The organism is Chryseobacterium sp. T16E-39 (genome assembly GCF_002216065.1).
Lineage (GTDB): Bacteria > Bacteroidota > Bacteroidia > Flavobacteriales > Weeksellaceae > Chryseobacterium.
Map to the genome: position 1 here is coordinate 3,025,976 of NZ_CP022282.1, position 24,060 is coordinate 3,050,035.

18 protein-coding genes and 2 tRNA genes are annotated in these 24,060 nt (G+C 34.7%); 12 read left to right on the forward strand and 8 right to left on the reverse strand.

What is annotated here, in order from left to right; all coding sequences use genetic code 11:
- Positions 1-13 precede the first annotated feature (13 nt).
- The 7 genes from miaB to CEY12_RS13620 form a co-directional block, all read right to left on the reverse strand.
- Positions 14-1,450: a tRNA (N6-isopentenyl adenosine(37)-C2)-methylthiotransferase MiaB gene (gene miaB / locus CEY12_RS13590; protein ID WP_089028201.1), complete on the reverse strand. Its 1,437-nt coding sequence runs from the start codon at positions 1,448-1,450 to the stop codon at positions 14-16.
- 123 nt (positions 1,451-1,573) lie between these two features.
- Entirely contained in the window at positions 1,574-2,302 is a 729-nt protein-coding gene (locus CEY12_RS13595) for a hypothetical protein (RefSeq protein ID WP_089028202.1), read from the reverse strand.
- A gap of 165 nt (positions 2,303-2,467) precedes the next feature.
- Complete coding sequence (locus CEY12_RS13600; RefSeq protein WP_089028203.1) at positions 2,468-4,201, reverse strand: thiamine pyrophosphate-dependent enzyme; 1,734 nt, start codon at positions 4,199-4,201, stop codon at positions 2,468-2,470.
- A 204-nt stretch (positions 4,202-4,405) separates the two neighbouring features.
- Complete coding sequence (lysA, locus tag CEY12_RS13605) at positions 4,406-5,605, reverse strand: diaminopimelate decarboxylase (protein ID WP_172821038.1); 1,200 nt, start codon at positions 5,603-5,605, stop codon at positions 4,406-4,408.
- 215 nt (positions 5,606-5,820) lie between these two features.
- Positions 5,821-7,044 (reverse strand): PolC-type DNA polymerase III, encoded by a 1,224-nt coding sequence (locus tag CEY12_RS13610; RefSeq protein WP_089028205.1) that lies wholly within the window; start codon positions 7,042-7,044, stop codon positions 5,821-5,823.
- Positions 7,045-7,380: a hypothetical protein gene (locus CEY12_RS13615; protein WP_157676821.1), complete on the reverse strand. Its 336-nt coding sequence runs from the start codon at positions 7,378-7,380 to the stop codon at positions 7,045-7,047.
- A 32-nt stretch (positions 7,381-7,412) separates the two neighbouring features.
- Positions 7,413-8,939 (reverse strand): helicase HerA-like domain-containing protein, encoded by a 1,527-nt coding sequence (locus CEY12_RS13620; protein ID WP_089028207.1) that lies wholly within the window; start codon positions 8,937-8,939, stop codon positions 7,413-7,415.
- A gap of 401 nt (positions 8,940-9,340) precedes the next feature.
- Here CEY12_RS13620 and CEY12_RS13625 point away from each other — a divergent pair, with 401 nt between their 5' ends.
- The 3 genes from CEY12_RS13625 to CEY12_RS13635 are packed head-to-tail and all read left to right on the forward strand — an operon-like array spanning position 9,341 to position 11,459.
- Entirely contained in the window at positions 9,341-10,750 is a 1,410-nt protein-coding gene (locus CEY12_RS13625; protein WP_089028208.1) for an MBL fold metallo-hydrolase, read from the forward strand.
- Positions 10,751-10,757: 7 nt separating this feature from the next.
- Complete coding sequence (locus CEY12_RS13630; protein ID WP_089028209.1) at positions 10,758-11,141, forward strand: rhodanese-like domain-containing protein; 384 nt, start codon at positions 10,758-10,760, stop codon at positions 11,139-11,141.
- A gap of 18 nt (positions 11,142-11,159) precedes the next feature.
- Entirely contained in the window at positions 11,160-11,459 is a 300-nt protein-coding gene (locus CEY12_RS13635; protein WP_089028210.1) for a thioredoxin family protein, read from the forward strand.
- A gap of 40 nt (positions 11,460-11,499) precedes the next feature.
- Here CEY12_RS13635 and CEY12_RS13640 read toward each other — a convergent pair whose 3' ends face one another.
- Positions 11,500-12,252, reverse strand: coding sequence for a nitrilase-related carbon-nitrogen hydrolase (locus CEY12_RS13640; protein WP_089028211.1), 753 nt, complete (start codon positions 12,250-12,252; stop codon positions 11,500-11,502).
- A 102-nt stretch (positions 12,253-12,354) separates the two neighbouring features.
- Between CEY12_RS13640 and CEY12_RS13645 the strand changes: the two genes are divergently transcribed.
- From CEY12_RS13645 to CEY12_RS13685, 9 genes are all read left to right on the forward strand, one after another.
- Positions 12,355-12,795 carry a DUF6646 family protein gene (locus CEY12_RS13645; protein ID WP_089028212.1) on the forward strand — a complete coding sequence of 147 codons (441 nt, stop codon included), beginning with the start codon at positions 12,355-12,357 and terminating at the stop codon, positions 12,793-12,795.
- 103 nt (positions 12,796-12,898) lie between these two features.
- The gene (rseP, locus tag CEY12_RS13650; RefSeq protein ID WP_089028213.1) at positions 12,899-14,248 is read left to right on the forward strand and encodes an RIP metalloprotease RseP; all 1,350 of its coding nucleotides are present in this window, start codon (positions 12,899-12,901) and stop codon (positions 14,246-14,248) included.
- A gap of 80 nt (positions 14,249-14,328) precedes the next feature.
- Positions 14,329-14,405 (forward strand) — tRNA-Asn (locus CEY12_RS13655).
- Between the two features lie 194 nt (positions 14,406-14,599).
- Positions 14,600-17,779, forward strand: coding sequence for a S41 family peptidase (locus CEY12_RS13660; RefSeq protein WP_089028214.1), 3,180 nt, complete (start codon positions 14,600-14,602; stop codon positions 17,777-17,779).
- A gap of 85 nt (positions 17,780-17,864) precedes the next feature.
- Positions 17,865-18,584 (forward strand): AAA family ATPase, encoded by a 720-nt coding sequence (locus tag CEY12_RS13665; RefSeq protein ID WP_089028215.1) that lies wholly within the window; start codon positions 17,865-17,867, stop codon positions 18,582-18,584.
- A 135-nt stretch (positions 18,585-18,719) separates the two neighbouring features.
- Positions 18,720-18,793, forward strand: a tRNA-Asn gene (locus tag CEY12_RS13670).
- Between the two features lie 232 nt (positions 18,794-19,025).
- Positions 19,026-20,399 carry a hypothetical protein gene (locus CEY12_RS13675; RefSeq protein ID WP_089028216.1) on the forward strand — a complete coding sequence of 458 codons (1,374 nt, stop codon included), beginning with the start codon at positions 19,026-19,028 and terminating at the stop codon, positions 20,397-20,399.
- 14 nt (positions 20,400-20,413) lie between these two features.
- On the forward strand, positions 20,414-20,986 hold the full coding sequence (locus tag CEY12_RS13680; protein WP_157676822.1) for a hypothetical protein: 573 nt from the start codon (positions 20,414-20,416) through the stop codon (positions 20,984-20,986).
- Between the two features lie 490 nt (positions 20,987-21,476).
- A complete protein-coding gene (locus CEY12_RS13685) occupies positions 21,477-24,014 on the forward strand; it encodes a DUF5686 family protein (RefSeq protein ID WP_228409697.1) in 2,538 nt (845 codons plus the stop codon).
- Positions 24,015-24,060: the final 46 nt, after the last annotated feature.

Sequence of the window (24,060 nt, forward strand, 5' to 3'; positions counted from 1 at the left end):
CTGAAAAAAGAGGTTACTTTACCGTTTCCCCTAAAAGTGTGCCCTGTGTATTGTCAAATACAAAAACATCCACAATGTCACCCATTTTCTGTCCTTCAAGCATATCGAATACACAAACTGCATTTTGAGAATTCCTCCCTTTCCACTGTTTTTTATTCTTCTTTGAAATTCCTTCTATTAAAACACTGTGAACACGGCCAACATATCCTGCCATTCTTTTTCTCGACAGCTCTCCCTGCAATGCAATAACTTCTGCTAAACGTCTTTGCTTAACATCTGCAGGAATATTGTCTTCCATTTTTTTATGAGCAGGAGTTCCGGGTCTTTCCGAATAAGAGAACATATAACCGTAATCATATTCTACCTCTCTCATCAGGCTTAAAGTATCTTGATGATCTTCTTCCGCCTCATTACAGAAACCAATGATCATATCTTGAGAAAAAGAAATATCCGGAACAATTTCTTTTGCTTTTTTTATCAAATCCAGGTATTCTTCACGTGTATGCTGTCTGTTCATCGCTTCTAACATTCTATTGCTTCCACTTTGAACAGGAAGGTGAACATATTTACAAATATTGTCATGTTTCGCCATAATTCTGAATACATCTAAACTCATATCCTGAGGGTTTGATGTAGAGAATCTTATTCTCATTTCAGGAACGGCTTTAGCAACAAGATCCAGTAATTGGGCAAAGTCAACAGCGGTAGCTTTCTGCATTTCAGAAGCTTTAGCAAAATCTTTTTTAGGACCACCTCCGTACCAGAGATAAGAATCAACATTCTGTCCTAAAAGAGTAATTTCTTTATAGCCATTATTCCACAGATCTTTACATTCTTCAAGAATAGAATGTGGATCACGGCTTCTTTCTCTTCCTCTTGTAAATGGAACTACACAGAAAGTACACATATTATCGCAGCCTCTTGTAATCGTTACAAAAGCAGTAACTCCATTTCCACCTAAACGAACCGGATTGATATCTGCATAGGTTTCTTCTTTAGAAAGAATAACATTGATGGCATCTCTACCATCCTCTGTTTCCTTTAATAAATTAGGAAGATCCCTATAAGCATCTGGACCAACAACCAGGTCAACGAGCTGTTCTTCTTCCAGAAATTTAGTTTTCAATCTTTCAGCCATACATCCTAAAACGCCCACCGTCATATTCGGTCTTTCCTTTTTAAGATTTTTGAACTGTGCCAGACGCATTCTTACAGTTTGTTCCGCTTTCTCACGGATAGAACATGTATTTAAAAGGATAAGATCTGCTTCTTCAACTTTTAAGGTTGTATTATATCCCTGTTCATTTAGGATAGAAGCAACAATTTCAGAATCTGAGAAATTCATCTGACAGCCATAACTTTCCAAAAATAATTTTTTAGAATTTCCGACTTTTTCAGCAATAGCAAAAGCCTCTCCCTGTTTTGTTTCGTCTATATATTTTTCCTGCACGATAATCAATTTAAGTTTTAAATCACAAAGCTAAAGCACTCTTATCACAACTTTGAATTTTGAACGCCAAACTTTAAATGATGAATTTGCAAAGATACAAAATATTGTGCCAGAATGGCAGAATTATCTTTCTTGATACGTTACCTCAAAATTTAAAGGAAATCCAATTCTTTGTTTAATCGGAATATTAGAGTATAAAGCTGGTTTCCAGGTTTTTTTCAATCTTGCCAGAGTTCTCATAAAATCCAGATTAAAGTTCCTATTAAATATAGATGGATATATTCGAGGATTAACAATATTTCCTTTTTCACTAACATAGAATTCTAAATTAATAGAACCATGTATTCCGTAATCCATAAAAAGTGACATAAAATTATCGTGAAAATCTTTCTCAAAAGCTTTCTGTCCATTTGGATATTGAGCGTTCATCACAAAATTATTAGCATTATAATTTTCTTTATAACCACTCATCACATCTTTTGGATAAAAAATAAATTCTGCAATTCCTCCTACTTTTAGTTCTTTAACTTCAGCTGGCTTCCAATTTTTTAGATTTTTAATAAGATCCATAGATAGATTATAAGCACATCTATTTTTTGCAATATTTGCAGTATCATTGTCTTTCACCAGCTTCACCAATCCTTCTTTCGTTATAAGAATTCTTGGCTGATATATTTCTTTTGGATCACATTCTTTAGAGTTATTACGGGTAAGGTAATCATGTGCTTCCTTATAAAAGCTAACCATCCCTCCCTTGTAGAAATCCTGATTCGCAGGATATTCATCTAAAACCTGAGCTTTAATAAAGAACGAAAAGAATATGGTTGTTAAAAACAGAGAAACTTTACTCATAATTACTGAAATATTTTGCAAAGAAAAAAATTCCAATAGTATCCTGCAATAGATCAAAAAAATAATATTCACATTCTAATTACCAATAAACTCTATACCTTCGCATAGAGTTTATAAATAGAATTTGTTTTGTTGTTAACGTAAAGATCCGCTTAGAATTACAGTTTACAACAGTCCCTTGATATGCTTATAATTACTTTTCACAGTTTCCAAAACCTCTTCCATTTTCCCACCCAACATCAGCTGCGCCATAGACTTGGTCATTCCTAACACCTGATCGAAATCTATTTTCGGAGGCAAGGCCAAAGCATTAGGATTAGTGAAAATATTTAAAAGGTATGGCCCATTATAATTCAAACATTCTTCTATAGCAGACTCTACTTCTTCCGGTTTGTGAACATTTTTTCCAGGATATCCCATTGCCTGAGCGACCATTGCAAAATCGGGATTAATCATATCCGTTTCATTATCCGGCATTCCCCCTACTTCCATTTCCAGTTTCACCATTCCTAAGGTTCGGTTGTTAAAAACAATCAGTTTTACAGGCAGTTTATATTGAAAAATTGTTGCCATATCACCGAGCAACATTGACAGTCCCCCGTCTCCACACATTGCAATCACCTGTCGACCGGGATAAGCTAGTGATGCACCAATTGCCATCGGCATTGCATTCGCCATAGAACCATGGTTAAATGATCCCAACATTTTACGCTCCCCGGTTCCTGTTATAAACCTCGCTCCCCAGACACAGCACATCCCCGTATCTACGGTGAAGATCGCATCACTCTTTGCAACGCGATCTAAAGTATGTGCTACATATTCAGGCTGAATGGCATTTTCTTTTCCAAAATCTTTTACATAGGCTAACTGGTTTTCTTTTACCTTATTATAAAACTCCAGCTGCTGATTCAGGAAATGATCATCTGTTTTTTCTTTTAATAATGGCAGTAGTGCTTTAATCGTTTCTTTTACATCTCCTGTTAAACCAAGTTCAAGCTTAGCTCTTCTTCCTAACCTCTCTGGACTTTCATCAATCTGTACAATTTTATTCTTTACCGGCATAAATTTTTGGTAGGGGAAATCTGTCCCTAAGAGAAGAACAAGGTCAGCGTCATGCATTGCATGATATGCGGAAGGGAAGCCCAACAAACCTGTAAGACCAACTTCATTTGAATTGTTGGGCTGGATAGCCATTTTACCTCTGAATGAATATCCTACCGGTGCTTTTAAAATCTGTGACAATCGCACTACCTCAGAATTGGCTTTTTCAGCTCCAATTCCACAATAGATAGTTACTTTTCCACTTTCATTGATGAGTTTGGCTAAATCGTTTAATTCTTCATCCGAAGGACGAACAACAGGATTGGTTCTGAATATTTGATTTGATGTTGTAGCTTCTTCTGCATCCATTTCTGCAACGTCACCCGGCAGCCCGATTACAGATACTCCTTTTTTAGAAATTGCATGCTGGATTGCGGTTTGAACTGTTCTCTGCACCTGTTCAGGTCTTGTGATCATTTGGTTATAATAACTGCAATCATCAAATAACTTTATGGTATTGGTTTCCTGAAAGTAATCTGTTCCCATTTCATCGCTGGGAATTGTAGAGGCGATAACCAACATAGGAACATGAGATCGGTGTGCTTCGTATACTCCATTGATAAGATGAACATGCCCAGGTCCACTGCTGCCCGCACATACAGCAAAACCATCTAATTCTGCTTCTGCCGCTGCAGCATATGCCCCTACTTCCTCATGTCGAACATGAATCCATTTGATGCTGCTTTTTTTTACCGCAACATTCAAATGATTAAGGCTGTCACCTGTTACTGCATAAATCCTTTTTACATTTGCTTTTTCAAGCATTTCAACAATCTGTTCTGCTATATTTTTTGCCATAATTACTATTTTTGTGTTTGTTATTTGTGTTCGAAAACATAAAAATGAATATCAACTGACTACTATTTTTTCAGTTTTGAACATTCACATCCTATAAATTTAATTAATTATTTTAGGATTTCCATAGAAGCTATCTGTTAATTTATTGTAATTAACATCAAAAAAAGACTCCGCAATTTCTTGCGGAGTCTTTTATATTTTGATTTAGATTACTTCAATTTGATTTCTCAATAAATCTTCAAATTCATCTCTTTTACGGATAAGATGAGCCTTACCATCCAGGAAAAGCACCTCAGCAGGTTTTAATCTCGAATTGAAATTAGAACTCATTTCAAAGCCGTATGCTCCTGCTGTATGGAAAGCAAGAATATCACCTTCTTTTACTTCATTCAATTTTCTATCCCACGCAAAGGTATCTGTCTCACAGATATTCCCGACCACAGTATAAATTCTCTCGGGCCCTTTTTGGTTTGATAAATTTTCAATGGTGTGGTAAGAATCATAAAACATAGGACGGATCAAATGATTGAATCCCGAGTTAACCCCCACAAAAACGGTAGCAGTAGTCTGCTTGATCACATTAGCTTTTACTAAAAGATATCCGCTTTTTCCAACTAAAAATTTTCCAGGTTCAAACCATAATTCAAATTTTTTCCCAGTTTCTTTAGAGAAATCAGAAATTACTTTCTCTACTTTCTTACCTAATGTTTTCACATCAGTCTCTATCTCACCTTCCTGATAAGGGATTTTGAAACCGCTTCCCATATCAAGATATTTTAGATTAGGGAAATGCTCAGAAAGTTCAAGCATAATTTCTAACGCCTGTAAAAAAACGTCTGGATCTTTGATTTCACTTCCCGTATGCATGTGAAGACCTTCTACATTAAGATTGGTACTTTTCATCACCCTTTCAATATGGCGAACCTGATGAATTGAAATACCAAATTTACTATCGATATGTCCTGTTGAGATTTTATAATTTCCTCCTGCAAAAATATGAGGGTTGATCCTTACAAGAATTGGATACGTATTTCCATATTTATTTCCAAACTGCTCTAGAATAGAGATATTATCAATATTAATATGTACTCCGTGCTGCATTGCCTCTTCAATTTCAGCAAGATCTACACAATTGGGAGTAAACAGTATTTTTTCTTTAGGAAATCCGGCTTTTAAGCCAAGCTTTACTTCGTTAATAGATACACAATCCAAAGAAGCACCCAAGTTCTTGACATACTTTAGAATATTGATGTTTGTTAACGCCTTTGCGGCATAAAAGAACTTTGTGTGTTTTAAAAAAGAAGATGTAAGTTTTTCGTATTGGGTTTTGATGGATTCAGCATCGTAAACATACACCGGGGTGCCAAACTCATTGGCGATCTTTAATAATTCTTTTGAATTCATAATTTCATTTTAACATAAAAAAAGGCAGAATCTTTGCTCAAGAGTCTGCCACATTAATTATTTTTATGCAAGACAACTCTTCTACATGTTCCAAACCTTAGAAAACCTTACGGCTCCCTTTTTTCCAGTTTTGATTTGTTTAAAATATTGCATTGCTTATTTTTATTTTTTGCAAAAATACTATTTATTTTTTATTTTAAGAAAAATGATTTTTATCATTTGGGTAATGGTAGTGTCTCAAAATCACCACGAAGCAGAGCCAACTGCAATTCATTATTCAAATCCGCAGAAGATAAAGGAAGGTCAATTTTCAATTTAGCTAACTTACTCAAAGTTTGTATCTGGGTAAATAACTCATAAAAACCAAAAGATATAACCTTTCCGTTTTCAATAATTAAAAATAACTTTTCACCCAGCTTTCGTCCCGGCCCCAGCCAAAGTTCATTCCTTTTTTTAAAATCAATTTTCTTTTTAAAGACATTCACATCATCATATTCCTTTTGACTCCCAATAAATTGAATTGCTTTTGCCCCCTGTGTAAAAGATCTGAATCTCAAAAGAGGTCTGGAGTCTTTATTCAAAGTATTCTTCTCTACAATGTATTTATTATTTTTATAATAAAGTCCAAAAGGTAACACTTCCCTTTTCTTTATATTTTTTGAATTAAGTATCAGTTTCGCAATAATATCATTTCCAGTTAATTCAAAACTAATTTGTTCTACATCATTTTGGATAAGTTCCCACTTTTTAGATTTTGAATTAAAAACTTTCTTTGAGAATTTATTGATGTCCTGAACATATTCAGAAAATATAATTTTACCGGTTTCACTCTGAAAATAAACAAATCCTTTCTCATTAGGTAAATCCTGCGTTAACTGCTTGATTTTATTGATATACGTTTTTGCGTTAGTCTCATCATGATGTTCCTGTATAATTTCATTTTCCGTGTCTTTTGAAATTAAAAGTTTAAAAAGCTCCAATGTTGCTCTGGCATCTCCGTCTGCACGGTGATGATTCGTTAAAGGAATTCCCAAAGATTTCACAAGCTTCCCAAGAGAATAGCTCGCCTCATTCGGAATTAGTTTTTTAGCCAAAGGAATAGTATCTAAAGTATTGATTTTAAAATCATAACCAAGGCCTTTAAACGATTGGCGGAGCATCCTGTAATCGAAGTCGATATTATGTCCTACCAGGGTCGTATTTTGGGTAATTTCAATAACTCTTTTTGCAATTTCATGAAATTTCGGAGCCGTTTTGACCATTTTAGGAGTTATACTGGTCAATTTCTGAACAAATGGTGTTATATCACTTTCAGGGTTGACCAGAGAAATAAACTGATCAACAATTTTTTGCCCATCGTATCGATAGATGGCAATATCTATAATGCATTCATGTCTATATCCTGCACCATTACTTTCTATATCTATAATTGAATACATTTAACTTGATGTTATAATAATATTTTTTATACGGCTTTTTCTAATAGTACTATTCATTAAAAATCCAAAGCCAGGTGTCAAAAGACTTAACACATAATCCATGCCATAAGCTCGGAGAGGCTGCTTCCATTTATTCAAAGCTAAAATAATGCATACATTAACAAAAGAAATTATTCTCCCAAGCAATTGATACATCCGTTTTTCATTGATCAACAAAGGCAATCCGGCTAAAATAATAAAAAATATATCAAAAAAAAGAAATTCATCATTAACAATAACTCTAATCGGGCTAAGCATATTTAGCCCAGTAAAGTAAATTGATGATAAATTTTCCATGGTTATTAGATCTGAACTTTAATCAATTTTCTTTATCTTCTTCTGCCTCCTAGCCCAAACATTCCTAAAACAGCTTTTGCTCCCTCTCTCATTAATGTAGAAGTAAATGTTCTTCCCGCTTTACTTTGCAACACTTGCTCAAACATACCAGGCTCTTCTTTTACCTGTCTTGATTTTTGAGTAGGAGCTGGATTCTGCGCAGCTTGTTCCATTCTGTTAGTCAGCATTTCGTAAGCAGATTCCTTGTTTATATCTTCCTGATATTTAGCAACTAAAGCAGATTTACTTACCAGATCAGAAACCTCCGCATCATTCAGAACATCCATTCTGGATTCCGGAGAGATCAAATAGGTATGAACCAAAGGTGTAGGAATTCCTTTTTCATCTAAAGCAGTCACAAAAGCTTCTCCTATTCCTAAATTTTGAATCAGGCTTGAAGCATTATAGAATTCTGTTGTAGGATAGTTTTCAACAGCTTTAGAAATTTCTTTTTTATCTTTTGCTGTAAATCCTCTTAAGGCATGCTGGATTTTTAATCCCAACTGAGAAAGAACATTTTCTGGAACATCCCCGGGAATCTGTGTAATAAAATAAATTCCAACACCCTTTGAACGGATTAGTTTTACCATTGTTTCTATTTGGGAAAGCAATGCTTTAGAAGCTTCATTAAAGATTAAGTGGGCCTCGTCAATAAATAATACCAATTTTGGTTTCCCACTATCCCCTTCTTCAGGAAAAGTCATATAGATCTCTGCAAAAAGAGACAGCATAAATGTAGAAAACAACTGTGGCTTATTTTGGATATCAGCAACTCTTAAAATATTGACCACTCCTTTACCATCTCTTGTCTCAAGCAAATCCTGAACGTCAAAACTTAACTCTCCAAAAAATCCAGCCGCTCCCTGTTGTTCCAAAGCAACAATTGATCTTAAAATTGTCCCCAAAGATGCTGATGCAATCGAACCATAATTAGCAGATAGTTCTGCCTTACCCTGAGCGTTATCAGTAACGTACTGCAATACTTTCTTTAAATCATTCAGATCAATTAAAGGAAGGCCTTTATCATCACAATATTTGAAGACTATGGACATGATACTTTGTTGGGTATCATTTAATTCTAATATTTTACTTAATAAAACAGGGCCAAATTCAGTTACCGTAGCTCTTAATTTCACTCCTGCACCACCGGAAATACTCATCAACTCTACCGGAAATGCCTGCGGATTATATGGAAGTCCGGTTTTTGCATACCTTTCTTCGATGATAGGATTCATTTCACCAGCTTCTGCAATCCCTGAAAAATCCCCTTTAATATCTAAAACTAAAGAAGGAATTCCTGCATGAGACAGTTGTTCTGCAAAAACCTGCAAAGTTTTGGTTTTACCGGTTCCTGTTGCCCCGGCAATAAGACCGTGACGATTGATGGTTTTCAAAGGAATAGTTACATTCACCTCCGTAATAACCTCTCCATCAAGCATTCCCTTTCCTAATATTATGTGTTCTCCTTTTGGAGTATATCTTGCACTTAATTCATCAATAAATTGTTTTTTATCTGCCATTTGATTTTTTTTAACTTATAAATATAAAATTTTTTATAAAATATTATGCCATTAAAATTGGATTCTTAGTTACTTATTAAATTAATTCACTCCCATCTAATTCATGTACAGCAGCATAATTTGACCACAACAAAGAAATAAACTGATCAGGCACAGCCTTTAAATGCTTAAAATCTCCACCTTACATAAATATTTTTGCATTCTAAACATGACAAAAAACAGTCTACCAATTTGGTATTTTTATCATCAATCCTTTCTGTTTGAAAATAAATAACTTTCATTCCCTACAGCAGCAAAAAACAATCTAAATTGAAAGAAACTATCATTCAGATTTAACATTTCGTTTACAATTCATCTAATACTTCGTATCTTTAACTAAAATTTAATTTAAAATAGAGCCAATGAAAGTTGAACAAATATATACGGGCTGTCTAGCTCAGGGAGCCTATTATATTGTATCAGAAAACGAAGCTGCAATTATAGATCCTCTAAGAGAGGTAAAACCATATCTGGATCGTCTTGAAAAAGATAATGTAACTTTAAAATATATTTTCGAAACTCACTTCCATGCTGATTTTGTTTCAGGGCATTTGGACTTAAGCAAAAAGACAGGAGCTCCAATTATTTATGGACCCACAGCTAATCCCAAGTTTGAAGCAATAATAGCTGAGGACTTCCAGGTTTTTAAGGTTGGAAAAGCAAAAATAAAGGTTCTTCATACTCCCGGCCATACCATGGAAAGTACGACTTATCTGTTAATAGATGAAAATGGTACAGAAACGGCAATTTTTACAGGAGACACCTTATTTTTAGGCGATGTAGGAAGACCCGATCTTGCTCAGAAAGCAACAAATCTTACCCAGGAAGACCTTGCTGGAATTCTCTATGACAGTCTCCACAGTAAAATTATTCCTTTAGACGACACCATTACGGTTTATCCTGCTCATGGAGCGGGCTCTGCCTGTGGAAAGAACATGCAGAAAGAAACAGTAGATACGCTTGGCAATCAAAAAAGAACTAATTACGCATTAAATCAACCCGATAAAGAATCTTTCATAAGAGAAGTATTGGATGGACTTACTGCTCCTCCCAAATATTTCGGGATGAATGTCGCTCTAAACAAAGGAGGCTATGAAAGCATAGATACTGTAATGGATAAGGGTCTGAATCCGATCTCTGTTGAAAATTTTGAAAATTTTGCAGAAGATAGCGGAGCTTTAATTTTAGATACAAGAGGTGCTGCTGATTTTCACAAAGGTTTCATTCCCAATTCTATAAATATAGGTTTAAAAGGAGATTTTGCCCCTTGGGTAGGAACATTAATTGTAGATGTAAAACATCCTTTGTTATTAGTTACAGATGAAGGAACGGAAGAAGAAGTAATCACCAGATTAAGCAGAGTAGGATTTGATAATGTTTTGGGATATCTTGAAGGAGGATTCAGATCGTGGAAAGATTCAGGAAAAGAAATTGATGAAGTAAAAAGAATCTCCCCTGCTGAATTTGTAGAACAGTTTGATGACAAAGCTACTGTAGTTGACGTCCGAAAACTTACTGAATATGCAGCTGAACATATTGATAATGCATTTAACAAACCATTAGATACAATTAGTGATTGGGTAAGCTCAATTAATGATTCCGAACATTTTTTCCTTCATTGTGCGGGCGGATATAGGAGCATGATTGCTGCAAGCATACTTAACTCACACGGAATAAGAAATTTCACTGAAATAGAAGGTGGATTTAACGGGATTAAAAAGACAGAAAAATTACCTACTTCAGACTTTGTCTGCCAGTCAAAAACGTTATAATGAACGTATGAGGAATCAAATCTGGGGATTTATCTTTGTAACATCTGCTCTTTTAAGTGCTTGTAAAACATCAACTACAGCTACAGCACAAAACAACGCTTTACCCAATATTAAAGAAGTGGTTAATAGCAATGATGTTACTTTAGTAGATGTAAGAGTCCCTGAACAATATAAAGAAGGAACCGCAAAAAATGCGATTAATATTCCGTTGGCAGATATTCAAAGCAATATCGGCTCTTTAAAAGGCAAAAAAGTAGTTGTTTTTTGTAATAAAGGAATACAGGCAGATCAGGCTGTGCAAATTTTAAAGAAAAATGGCGTGGATGTTTACGATGGAACAAGCTGGAAAAATGTAAAAGCCATCCAGGAAGAAAACGCCGCTCCCAAATAATAAAAACACCAGAAAATCATGTCAGAAAAATTTAAAGAACTTATTAATTCCGAACGACCTGTTTTAATTGACTTTTTTGCTACATGGTGCCAGCCATGTAAAGTCCAGTCATCGGTATTAACTACAGTAAAAGAAAATGTTGGCGAGGCAGCACGAATTATCAAAGTAGATGTAGATCAATATCCTGCAATCGCCTCACAATACGGAGTAAGAGGAGTTCCGACTCTAGCTATATTTAAAGAAGGAGAACTTCTGTGGAAGGAAAGTGGCGTCCATGATGTCAATACTTTAACCCAACTCTTAAAACAATATGAATAAAGCTGTGAAATTTCACAGCTTTTTTTATACTACCTCTCAATTAAATTTGAATTGAAAAATGATCTCTGTCATTTAAAAACTGGAAATGTTTTCTGAAGTCCACAAGCTCATCGATACTCAATTCTGCAGATACAATGTTCTTATCCTTCTGAGCAATCTCTTTTCCGTCAGCAAAAAAACAATGTGAGCTTTCCTGATAGAATAAGTTATTTCCGTCTGTTCCTATTCTGTTTAATCCAAAAACATAAGATAAATTCTCAATAGCCCGGGCTTTTAACAAATGTTCCCATGCACCTACTCTCTTATCCGGCCAATTGGCCACATACAGAATTGCATCATAATCATCATTATTCCTTGCAAAGACAGGAAAACGGAGATCATAACAAACCTGTAAAAAAAACCGGATTCCTTTATATTCCACGATTACTCTTTCTTTTCCAGGTGTATACACTTTATCTTCTCCTGAGAAAGAAAACAAATGTCTTTTATCATAAAAAACAACTGTTGAATCAGGTTTCACAAAATACATTCTGTTATAGAAATTTCCATTTTCTGCTACAGGGGCGCTACCACAAAATGCTGTATTTTTTTGTTTTGAAATCTTCTTCAAAAACTCCAGGGCTTCCTCATTTCTATCTGAAACTTCAGAAGCATCCATACAAAAACCAGTAGAAAACATTTCAGGTAAGAGAAAAAGATCAGCCTCCTGATCATTCAACTCTTCTTCTATTAAACGAAAGTTTTCATTTTTATCTTTCCAGACAATATCTAAATTTAATCCCTTAATTTTCATAAAACCATTCAAAATCTTGTATAAAAATAGGATTTTTAATCGATTTCGGTTCTATTTTTGCAGCTGATTATTATCAAATAATAGATCTAAAGTTTAAAATTTATGAAGAAATTGGTTTTTATATTTATGGTAATCTTTTGTGGAGCTACCATAAATGCTCAGGCATGGAATGGAAAGGGAGATCAGAAAATACAGCTTGGTTTTAGTGCCTGGGGCTATGGAACAGGGATTACAGGAACTTACGATTATGGTCTCAATAAACTCATCTCCGTAGGAGCGGGCTTAAATGGTTATTTTAGCGGATATAAGAACAACGATAATGATAACAGAGTTTTCATTTTTGGAAGAGTCAATTTTCATTTAAAAGAAGCATTACAACTTCCTGAAAAGTTAGATATTTATCCGGGTGTCGATCTGGGTATCCTGGGAAAAGATTTTGGAATTGGTGCTCATATTGGTGCCCGCTACTTTTTCACAGAAAAAATCGGGGTATTTGCGGAAGTTGGAAACAATGGCAGCCTTGGAGTTTCTTTAAATTTGTAAAAACAGTCTTAATATATGACAAAGCTTCTCTATATGAGGAGCTTTTTTATTTGGCATAGTTTTGATAATTGTTACCTTTGCAAATTAAATCTAAAATTTATTAATGGAATTAGCAATTAAAATTTTTCAATTCATATTAAGCATTTCTATCTTAGTTATTCTTCATGAACTTGGTCACTTTCTACCAGCTAAATGGTTTAAAACCAAAGTAGAGAAGTTTTACCTATTTTTCGATCCTTACTTTTCTATAGTAAAGAAAAAAATCGGTGAGACTGAATATGGTATCGGATGGCTTCCTTTTGGAGGATATGTGAAAATTGCCGGAATGGTGGATGAAAGTATGGATACGGAGCAATTGAAACAGCCTGCACAACCATGGGAGTTTCGTGCAAAACCAGCTTGGCAGAGATTAATCATTATGATGGGTGGGGTTACTGTAAACTTTTTCCTTGCCTGGTTAATATACAGCTGCCTTTCTCTTTTTAATGGAGAAATGTATACAGATCTTACCAAATTTGATAATGGTATCGGTGTAACGGAAGCTGGTAAAAAAATGGGATTCCAAAGTGGTGATAAAATCGTTTCTATAGATGGAAAACCTGCAGAAAGATTGGAAAATTCGGCTATTAATATACTTTTCAGTGACAAGGTTACTGTTCTTAGAAATGGAAAAGAAGTAACATTCAAAGTAAATGAAGATGGTGTAGCTGATGTGATCAAACAAAGAGAAGCAAAGCTGTACATTACACCTAGAATTCCGATGATCATTGACTCTTTAGCAACTCCTTCTTCTAAAGCATCCGGATTGGCTAAAGGCGATAGAATTATAGCAATTAATGGGAAATCTACCCCCTTCTTCGATGAAGTAAGTTCAACATTAGCAGAAAACAAGGGAAAAACAGTCAGTATCGAGGTAACCCGTGGTGCTGAAAAACAGACCATCTCTGCACCGGTAGATAAAAATGGTAAGTTGGGAATTGCAGTTGATCAAAAAAGTCTTGCAAGTGTAGTAACGGATAAAAAATATTCTTTTGGAGAATCTATCCCAAGAGGACTTGAAAGAACAATTGAAGCTTTAACTATGCAGGTAAAGCAATTCAAAATCATGTTCAATTCTAAAATTCAAGGATACAAAAATGTAGGCGGACCTATTGCAATTGTGAAATCGATGCCTGTAAACAAAGCTGCAGATGGTAGTTTTGCGATTAACTGGCCAGCGTTTTGGAGCTTTACAGCAATGTTCTCGATCTGGTTAGCATTTCTGAACCTTATCCCTATTCCAGGGCTTGATGGTGGACATGTTATTTTCACATTATATGAAATTATTGTTGGAAAACCAGTTCCTCAAAAGGTATTGGAAAACGCACAGATGATTGGTGTTATCTTCCTGTTAGGCTTGATGTTACTGATTTTCGGAAGCGACATATTCAAAATATTTACAGGAAAATTATAAGATTTTTCAAATTTTCAAAAGAAAAATTTGTGTGGTATAGATATTCGTCCTATATTTGCACCACTTAAAAATAAGGACATTCCTCCTTAGCTCAGTTGGTTAGAGCATCTGACTGTTAATCAGAGGGTCGCTGGTTCGAGCCCAGCAGGAGGAGCCAAAAGACTTACAGAAATGTAGGTCTTTTTTTTTGCTTTATATTCTTCAAATTCCTATAATTTAACTGCCCGGAACTCTTTACTTTTTTTTAAAAAATACTAGATATTTGTAACTTATTATTAAGTTTTCATACTCTTTAGTAAAGGGGTTTTTAGAACCCTCTTTTACAATCTTGTATACATATTGAAATATCCCATGAGAAAAATTTTTGTTTCGGTATTAGCTGCTTTTGCCGCTATTCAGGTTTCAGCCCAGGAAAAGTCTTATTTTTTATCAAGTCCATCATTAAGCCCTGATGGAAAAACTGCTTATTTTGCTTATGACGGAGATATCTGGAAAGTAGATTCCAATGGTGGAAATGCTTCAAGAATTACCGCTTTGGACGGAGAAGAAATCAATCCACGTGTTTCACCTGACGGGAAATGGCTTGCATTCAGCTCCAATCAATATGGAAATTATGACGTTTACGTAATGCCTGCTGAAGGAGGTACGATCAAACAACTTACTTTCCATACCGGAAAAGACGAAATAGAAAACTGGGGATGGGATAGCAAAACCATTTATTTTACATCTAGCAGAAATAATAATTTTGGAAGTTTTAAAACGAGTATTGTAGGAAAAACCCCGCAAAAACTTTTTAACAATTATTTCAACAATACGAATGGGCTTGCCGAGACTCCTTCAGGCGAATATCTTTTCACCAATTCATCAGAAAGTGCGAACCAAGTTCACAGAAAACATTACAAGGGAGAAAACAATCCTGATATTTTAGGGTTCAACCCTAAGAATAATACCTTCAAACAGTATACAAACTACGAGGGGAAAGATTTCAATCCAACTGTAGATAAAAACGGGGTGATCTATTTTATTTCCGATGAAAATAACAATGAATACAATTTATATAAAATTGAAAATGGGAAGAAGGTAGCGCTAAGCCAGTTCAGCACTTCTATCAAAAAGCCATTTGTTTCTGCGGACGGATCTAAAGTAATTTTTGAAAAAGATTACCAACTTTATACGTATGATGTCGCTACAAAGAATACAAAATCACTGAGCATTAGCTTAAACACCAACAAAACACTGGAAAAAGAGCAAAACTTCATGACCGAGAATAATATTTCTTATTATGACGTTTCTCCAGATGGAAAAAAAATGGCCTTTGTAAGCAGAGGTGTTTTATTTGTTTCTGACATTGAGGGCAAGTTCACCCAACAAATTTCCAATGGGAAAGAACGCGTCATGGAAGTAAAATGGCTGAAAGATAACCGCACATTACTTTTTAATCAAACTGATAAAGGATATCAAAACTGGTTTAGCATTTCTGCAGACGGTAAAGGTGAAGTAAAACAATTGACAAAGGATTTGCGTAACAACCGTAATTTAACCCTTAATCATGATCTGACAAAAGGAGTGTATTTAAGTGGAAGGGACGAGGTAAGGTTAATAGATTTAAAAAATTTCAATTCTACCACGATCGTAAATGATGAAATCTGGGCTTTTCAAAATTCAATCCCTTCATTTTCTCCCAATGATGAATATGTACTATTCTCAGCAAAAAGAAATTTCGAACTGGATATTTTTATTTATAACATTAAAAAAGGTCAAACGATAAACCTTACCAATACCGGTGTTTCAGAAGAAGACCCTTACTGGTCTCCCAATGGAAAGTATATTTATTTTACCAGCGACAGAACCAGTCCGTCTTATCCTTTAGGAATGCAAAAATCCAATATTTACCGAATGGCGCTGGATTGGTTTGATGAACCCTACAAATCTGAAAAATTTGACAAGCTTTTTATTGAAGAGAAAAAAGAAACCAAAACTGACGAGGATAAAAAGGATAATAAAGAAAAAAAAGGTGAGAAGGAGGAGGAAAATAAAGAGAAAAAGGAAGCAAAGGAACCCATTGTAAAAGAACTAAGGGTTAACCCTGAAAATGCATTGGAAAGAATCGAGATGGTTACTGACAGATATGGATATCAGGATGACCCAATTGTTTTTGCAGATGACAAGAAAGAAATCTTGTTTTTTAATTCCAATCAGGATAACGGAAAAAAACAGCTTTTCAAAAAAGTATTTACTGATTTCGAACCTGCCAAATCTGAGAAGGTTTTCGATAAGGCGGCTAGCTATATGACCAAAAACGATAAAAATCTTTTTGCATTAATAGAAGGCAATATCTATAAAATGACACTGGCGGCTTTAAAGCCGGAGAAAATAAGCATCCAGTACACTTTTGATAAAAATCTGGCATCAGAATTCACTCAAATGTTTGACGAAGCCTGGACTGGTGTTGAAGAAAACTTTTATGATCAGAAGTTTCATGGCATTGATTGGAAAGCAAAAAAGGAACAATATGCCAGATACCTTCCTTATGTAAATAATAGAAATGATCTGAGAATTTTATTAAATGATCTTTTAGGTGAACTTAACTCTTCACACATCGGGTTTGCTTCTACCGGAAAAGAAGAAACCAGGTACCTGAATTATTTTACCAACGAAACCGGAATTATATTTAAGAAAGATGAACCTTATACCGTAGAAAGCATTGTTCGTAAATCTCCGGCATTCCGCTCAGGTGTTGATATTAACCCGGGAGACAAATTGTTGACTGTAAATGGGAAAAACGTTGATTCTAATGAAAACCGTGAGGCTTATTTCACTAGTCCAAAAAAGCAGGAAGAGTTGATCCTTAGCTTTAGTCGTAGCGGCAAAAACATAACCACCAAAGTGCATCCTGTCTCAAATATGGAATTAAAAGGATTGCTTTATGATGACTGGATCTTTAACAACCGTCAACGTGTTAATACTCTCAGCAATAACCGTATTGCTTATTCATACATGAAAAATATGTCTACTGATGAATTGGATCATTTTCTTTTAGATATGGTAGAGCAGGAAAACAGAAAAGACGCCGTCATTCTTGATCTCCGTTATAATACCGGTGGAAATGTACATGATAAAGTATTAAATTTCCTTGCACAAAAGCCTTATTTACAATGGAAATACCGTGAGGGAAAAATGACTACACAACCAAACTTTGCCCCTTCAGGAAAACCTATTGTTTTGCTTATTAATGAAGGTTCACTAAGTGATGCTGAAATAACTGCGGCTGGTTTCAAAGCTCTAAAACTGGGAAAAATTATTGGTCAGGATACCTATCGCTGGATTATCTTCACTTCATCAAAAGGTCTCGTAGATAACTCTTCTTACAGACTTCCTTCATGGGGTACCTATACTCTGGACGGGCAGAATCTGGAAAAAACAGGTGTAAAGCCGGATATTTATATTAAAAATAGTTTTATGGACCGTCAGTTGGATAACGACCCTCAACTGGAACGGGCAGTTCAGGAAATACTTAAAGATTTAAAATAAAAATAGGGCTTACATTTCTGTAAGCCCTATTTTTTGCATATAATTTGCTTGACAGAGATTAACAATAGTAAATAATATAGATACAATGCCTTACTTATCCCGGATCTATTTAAATGATGATCATCCAAAAGATTTCCCCTTCAATCTTCCTTTTCTAAGCAACGGATTGGATCTTAAATTTAGAAGTAATGTCACCTTTTTCGTTGGAGAAAATGGAATTGGCAAATCGACATTATTGGAAGCCATTGCAGAAAAATGTGGGTTCAACGTATCAGGAGGCAACCGAAATCACAATTATAGTTCCCACAAAACAGAATCTGAACTATCAGAATATCTGACACTTTCATGGGACACAAAAACCGCACAAGGTTTTTTCATGAGAGCGGAAAGCTTTTTTAACTTCGCTACCTATATTGACGAGGTAGCACAGGAAGACAGGAGGGTTCTGGATGCTTATGGTGGAAAATCATTGCATCAACAATCACATGGCGAAGCATTCTTATCATTATTCCACAATCATTTTCAGAAAGGCATTTATATTCTCGATGAGCCAGAGTCTGCCCTTTCCCCGCAAAGACAGCTTTCCCTATTATCGATTATTCATAAATTAGAAAAGTCCCGACAAGCTCAGTTTATCATTTCCAGCCATTCCCCTATTTTAATGAGCTATCCCGATGCAGAAGTTTATCTACTGGACGATAAAATTCAACAAATCCATTATAAAGAAACCGAACACTATCAACTTACAAAGAGTTTTTTAGAATCCCCGGAGCTGTATTTTCGGCATTTATTTGAAGATATTTAAATTTCATTACAAAACAGGTTAAATATTTCTTATTGAAATTCACATATTTAGTCTAAAATCACTGATAATTGCGTGTAAAACTTGCTTGATATTAATATTCATATTATATTTGCACCACTTAAAACAAAGGAAAATTCCTCCTTAGCTCAGTTGGTTAGAGCATCTGACTGTTAATCAGAGGGTCGCTGGTTCGAGCCCAGCAGGAGGAGCAAAAAGACTTACAGAAATGTAGGTCTTTTTTTATGCCTACTTAATTTCCGTGAGTATAGATTAAAATCTAATACGTCAAGTCTTGGCGCACTCAATTCCTAACTTTACTTTATAATAGATAGAAAAGTAAAGATTTCCATAGTAAAACATCTCAATTAAAAGACACAGAAAACCCTATACTGTGAATTAAAAAATATTTTTATATTAGCAAAGTAAAAACACAAACAATCAATGAAGAAAAATTTAATTATTCGGCTGGTGCTTTCCATAGCACTGGTTACCTTTATGGGCTCCTGTAGCTCTGAAGAAGACCTCTTCATCAGGAAAGAAGAAAAGTATTCAAAAAAATTTCAGGTATTTACTTCTAAAAAAGAGGAAGCTGTTAACTATGGGAATGGCTTTAAAACTTTATTAGAACGTTATGATGAAATCAAGAATGTTCAACACACTTTAAAATCAATTAAAAAAGCTTGGAAAAATTCATCAAAAATAGCTGATGAATTTGTAGAATTTAATATTAGGTCTCAGGACATAACAACTAATAATAAAGAAAAATATACTCTTTTTCCTCTAATCAAAAATTATACTGTAGGAGGAATAATTATCGCTGTTTTAAAAGAGAATGATACGCAGGTAGAATTTCTAAAAATGTCTTCTGATGCTGACAATTATAATGAAATATTAGGATTATTCCGGGCTCAATACTTAAAAAGCAATTTAAAAAATAAAAATTTAAATAAAGGAGCTGGAGGACCATGTGGTTTTGATGGTGCCCCTCCATGTGATATAGAAACTGTAGTTATTACCATCGGAGGAGGGGGTGGCGGAGGTTCTTTACCTCCAGGAGGCGGCTGGGTTCCGCCAGGAGGATGTGGACCTTATGAAGATTGCCTACATAATCCTGACGCAGGAGGAACTGCTGGAAGTGGAGATACTCCTAATAATAATCAAAATGCAAATCCTTGTGAGAAAACCAAAAGTAACTTAGAAAATCCTAACATAAAGTCAAAAATTGCTGAACTGAAAACACAATCAACACAGGGAGGAGAAAAAGGTGTGATGTTTAAAGCAGATGGTACTCCTTCAGCAACAAAACTCGGCGGTGATCATAATGTGGATTTTGGTAATAAAACAGGATATCAAGGAGGCTATCATAATCATACACCCACGGGTATACCAATGCTTTCCCCTCCGGATATTGATCAACTTTTGCAATTTGCATTAGCACAAGGAAATGGAAACCCTACAAATGCTAGTAATGCATATATAGGAATGGTAGCTCCTAATGGCATGCATTATGTGATATCTTTTAATGGAACTTATAATGATGCATTAGTAACTTTTTCACAAGAACAACTAAAACAATTAAAAGATGATTATAGAGATTTAGCCAATGATTTGACTTCAATCATAGTAAGCGGAACACAATATATTAATAGTGATGGTTCGATAAATCATCTAGGAGCAGAAAAATTATTTTTTACTATTTTAAAAAAAATGAATTTAGAAGGGAAGATCAATCTACAAAGAATTGAAAGCACGGGAACAATTCAAAACATAAATTTGAATAGTAATAACCAACCTACTCCAACTCCATGTTCTTAAATAAAAATAAAAATATGAAAATAATAACAAATTTCAAGACCATACTATTATTCAGCTTCATTATTAGTGCTCTATCATGCGAAGCACAAATAATCCCTTTGAATACAGGAATATTGAGCATTCCTGAAAATGCATATGTTAAAGATTCAAACAACGAATTAATGCCTTACATAGGTACATATAAAGCTAATTTTCAAGGAAAAGAAATTACTTTATTTATTAATAAAGAAGAAAAAAGAATAGTCAAAAGAATTGACAAACAATTCTATAGAGATGCATTAGTGGTGAAATACATTGTGAAAAATGCTACAGGAACGATTTTGCAAGACACTCAAAACAATAACAGTCAAGGCATCTATCTTATTAGTAGTAATATGAAATCGGGAAATACTGTTAGATTAATCTATAGTGGTACTAATTGTGGTGTAGGTTGGGGAGATATTTTCTTAAAAAAAATCAATTCAACACAAATCTCTTGGGAATATCGTCCAGATGATATCATAATTGATAGTAGTAAATGTCCAAGTGGTACAGATATAAATATCTATTTACCTGAAACAAAGGACTTGATATTTACTAAACAATAGAACTGTTTATTTTTTTAAATAATTAAAGACCTTTATCTATTTTGGTAAGGGTTTTTAGTACATCTAACAGAAAAAAAAGCCTTCCTTAAAAGAGACTTGAAGAACAAGGCCTTTAGGCATTAATATTGCTGCGGCAAACTGATTAGCTTCCATTTCAATTTTGTAGTCTTTGCCTTTCAAGCTTGTTTTTCTAAACATATACGTTTATGCTATCTACAAATACCTCTTGTTGTTTGTTTTTATTTTTATGAAGCATATAATGACTACCTGCAGCCACATAGAGTTTGAGTCCAGCAGGAAGAGCTAAAAAACCTACATTTCTGTAGGTCTTTTTACTTTGTTGTTTGCTAAAGCCACAGGTAACAAATAACCAAATTCATCCTATTATTTTTGCTACATTTGCATTTTTGTAAACAAACACGAAATTTTTTTAAACCTTATCCGTTTTAAATGCATAAACAGCATGCTTTTTGTTTATGCTAAATGCTTGATGAAATACCTAATGTTAATTAATAACCCCAAATACCATTACCTCTATCTTTTTCTATTATTTTCCAGCATTGTCTGTGCCCAAAATACAGCAAGTGGTAAAATTGTTGATGCAAAAACCAACAAAGAAATTACAGGGGTTGATGTTTTCATCAATGATAGTAATAATCCTCTATTAACAACAACTACAGGAAACTTTAGTGTTCAGTCGGACAGTATTATTTATAAATTAAAGTTCTTAAGAAAGAGTTATGCATTACAAAGCGTGGATGTTACCCCGGAAAATGCGAACAATATATTTGTAAAACTCTCTAAGGAGAAAGTAGAAAGCATTCAGGAAGTTGTTATTCATAACGAAAAAACAAAATTCAAGAACAAGAAAGAAAATCCGGCTTATGCAATTATGCAGGAAGTATGGAAACGGAAGAGAAATAATGGTTTAGATAAATTTGATACGTATACCTATAAGGAATACGAGAAGATTCAATTTGATGCGAATAATCTGGACAGCACGTTCATGAAAAGAAAGATCTTTAACAAACTGGATTTCATTTTTGACTATGCCGACTCAACGGCCAGTGGTAAAATGGCTCTCCCAATCTTTCTCAATGAGGCTGTTTATAAAAATTATGGTGAAAACAAACCCGGCAAAAAAACAAAAAAACTCCTCGTAGCCCAGAAAACTTCAGGGTTTCAGGATAATCAGATTGTTACTTTAACCGCAAAAAATCTATACCGCGACATCAATATCTATGATAATACCCTGAATTATTTTGATATTGGATTTCCAAGTCCGGTAGGAAGTGACGGCTTTAGTACTTATGATTATAACTTAATTGATACCATCTCCATGCGTGGAGAGAATGCTTATAAAATAAGGTACCAGCCTAAAAGAACAGAAATCCTGGCTTTTCAGGGTTACCTTTATATCGACACTGATACATATGCCGTTTTAGGTGCGACATTAAAGTCAACCCAAAAGATGAACGTTAACTTTGTCAATGGAATTTCCACAGAACTGGAATATGATAATCCTGACGAAAATACATTCTTGCCTAAAAAGTTTGTAACAGTTATAGAAATGACTCCTTTTTCGAAAAAGAAAACATCAAAAAGTATTATTGCTAAAAGAACTGTCGATTATTCTGAGTACGAATTTAATAAACCTCTCGAAGCTTCAGTTTTTAAACGAAGCGAAGAGGAGTACGATAACAAGTTTGTAGATAAGGATGATTCTTATTGGGTGAAAGCAAGACCTGATTCATTATCCAAATCAGAACAAGGAGTTTATGACATGCTTGAGAAGCTTCAGCAGGTTCCAAAATTCAACCGGATTGTTAAATTATACGAAACCCTTGGGTCGGGTTATTACAATGTTACAAAAGGGATTGATTTAGGTCCTATTTTTTCAGTATACGGAGTAAATGAGGTTGAAGGAGACAGAATAAGATTGGGAGCAAGAAGCTATTTCTCTATGAATGACCCATGGAGAGTACAGTTCTATACTGCTTACGGATTTAAAGATCAGAAATTCAAATACGGTGTAGAAGCGAAATACATGTTCAACAGGGTAAACCGATTCACGATTGGAGCCGGAACGAGAAGGGATGTTATGCAGCTTGGAGTTCAGTTAACAACGGATGATGGAATTATGTCGCGAACATTTGCCTCTTCCACTGTATTTGCAAGAGGAGACAATGCCTCTCTAAGTTCTTTAAACCAAACCAACATTTTTGCTTCTATAGAGCCATGGAAAAACTTCCAGGTCAGAGTGGACGGAACCATGCAAAGTATTAAATCTGCTAATCCCACGGGATTTAACCTGATGTACTACCGAGATGGAGATCTAAGAAAAACAGTGAATGATTCCCACGTAACGGTCAGCTTAATCGCAAGACCGGGAGCAAAATTTTCACAAACCGGAGTTGACAGACACGAACATGGGACATTAGCACCAACTATTGTTTTAAAGTATACAAGAGGTCTTGAAGGACTTTTTAATGCAGATTTTAATTATAATAAATTACAGTTTCTTTTCTATAAACCGGTCCTGATTGGAAGCTGGGGAAAGACTTTAATTAATTTTGAGGCCGGAAAAAACTTCAACACTGTTCCATTGGCCCTACAGAATGTAATTCCTGGAAACCAATCTTACAGTCTGGTCGGAAATACTTTTGCACAGCTTAATTACTATGAATTTGTAGCAGATACCTATACAACGCTTCATTTAGAACATCATTTCAATGGTAAGATTCTTTCCTATATTCCTTTAATTAAAAAACTTAAATTAAGAGAAATTGCATTCATAAGGGGCGCATACGGAACATTAAGCAATGCTTCTAAAGCGATCAATGTAGACAGTTCTAAATACTCTGCTCCAAGTGATCATATTTATTATGAATACGGATTTGGTATTGAAAATATAGGATTTGGAAATCTTAGAATCTTCAGAGTCGATTTTAACTGGAGGGGAAATTACCTGAACAGACCCGATATTTCTACATTTGGAGTAAAGGCTGGATTCCAGGTTGGTTTTTAAAACACTCATTAATAATTACATTTAATAAGATAAAAGCCTCAATAAT

Coding starts and splice junctions, on each gene's coding strand:
- CEY12_RS13595 (WP_089028202.1), bottom strand. CDS start 2,302: ATGAGTAAAGTTTCTCTGTTTTTAACAACCATATTCTTTTCGTTCTTT.
- CEY12_RS13600 (WP_089028203.1), bottom strand. CDS start 4,201: ATGGCAAAAAATATAGCAGAACAGATTGTTGAAATGCTTGAAAAAGCA.
- lysA (WP_172821038.1), bottom strand. CDS start 5,605: ATGAATTCAAAAGAATTATTAAAGATCGCCAATGAGTTTGGCACCCCG.
- CEY12_RS13610 (WP_089028205.1), bottom strand. CDS start 7,044: ATGTATTCAATTATAGATATAGAAAGTAATGGTGCAGGATATAGACAT.
- CEY12_RS13615 (WP_157676821.1), bottom strand. CDS start 7,380: ATGGAAAATTTATCATCAATTTACTTTACTGGGCTAAATATGCTTAGC.
- CEY12_RS13620 (WP_089028207.1), bottom strand. CDS start 8,939: ATGGCAGATAAAAAACAATTTATTGATGAATTAAGTGCAAGATATACT.
- CEY12_RS13625 (WP_089028208.1), top strand. CDS start 9,341: ATGAAAGTTGAACAAATATATACGGGCTGTCTAGCTCAGGGAGCCTAT.
- CEY12_RS13630 (WP_089028209.1), top strand. CDS start 10,758: ATGAGGAATCAAATCTGGGGATTTATCTTTGTAACATCTGCTCTTTTA.
- CEY12_RS13635 (WP_089028210.1), top strand. CDS start 11,160: ATGTCAGAAAAATTTAAAGAACTTATTAATTCCGAACGACCTGTTTTA.
- CEY12_RS13640 (WP_089028211.1), bottom strand. CDS start 12,252: ATGAAAATTAAGGGATTAAATTTAGATATTGTCTGGAAAGATAAAAAT.
- CEY12_RS13645 (WP_089028212.1), top strand. CDS start 12,355: ATGAAGAAATTGGTTTTTATATTTATGGTAATCTTTTGTGGAGCTACC.
- rseP (WP_089028213.1), top strand. CDS start 12,899: ATGGAATTAGCAATTAAAATTTTTCAATTCATATTAAGCATTTCTATC.
- CEY12_RS13660 (WP_089028214.1), top strand. CDS start 14,600: ATGAGAAAAATTTTTGTTTCGGTATTAGCTGCTTTTGCCGCTATTCAG.
- CEY12_RS13665 (WP_089028215.1), top strand. CDS start 17,865: ATGCCTTACTTATCCCGGATCTATTTAAATGATGATCATCCAAAAGAT.
- CEY12_RS13675 (WP_089028216.1), top strand. CDS start 19,026: ATGAAGAAAAATTTAATTATTCGGCTGGTGCTTTCCATAGCACTGGTT.
- CEY12_RS13680 (WP_157676822.1), top strand. CDS start 20,414: ATGAAAATAATAACAAATTTCAAGACCATACTATTATTCAGCTTCATT.
- CEY12_RS13685 (WP_228409697.1), top strand. CDS start 21,477: ATGAAATACCTAATGTTAATTAATAACCCCAAATACCATTACCTCTAT.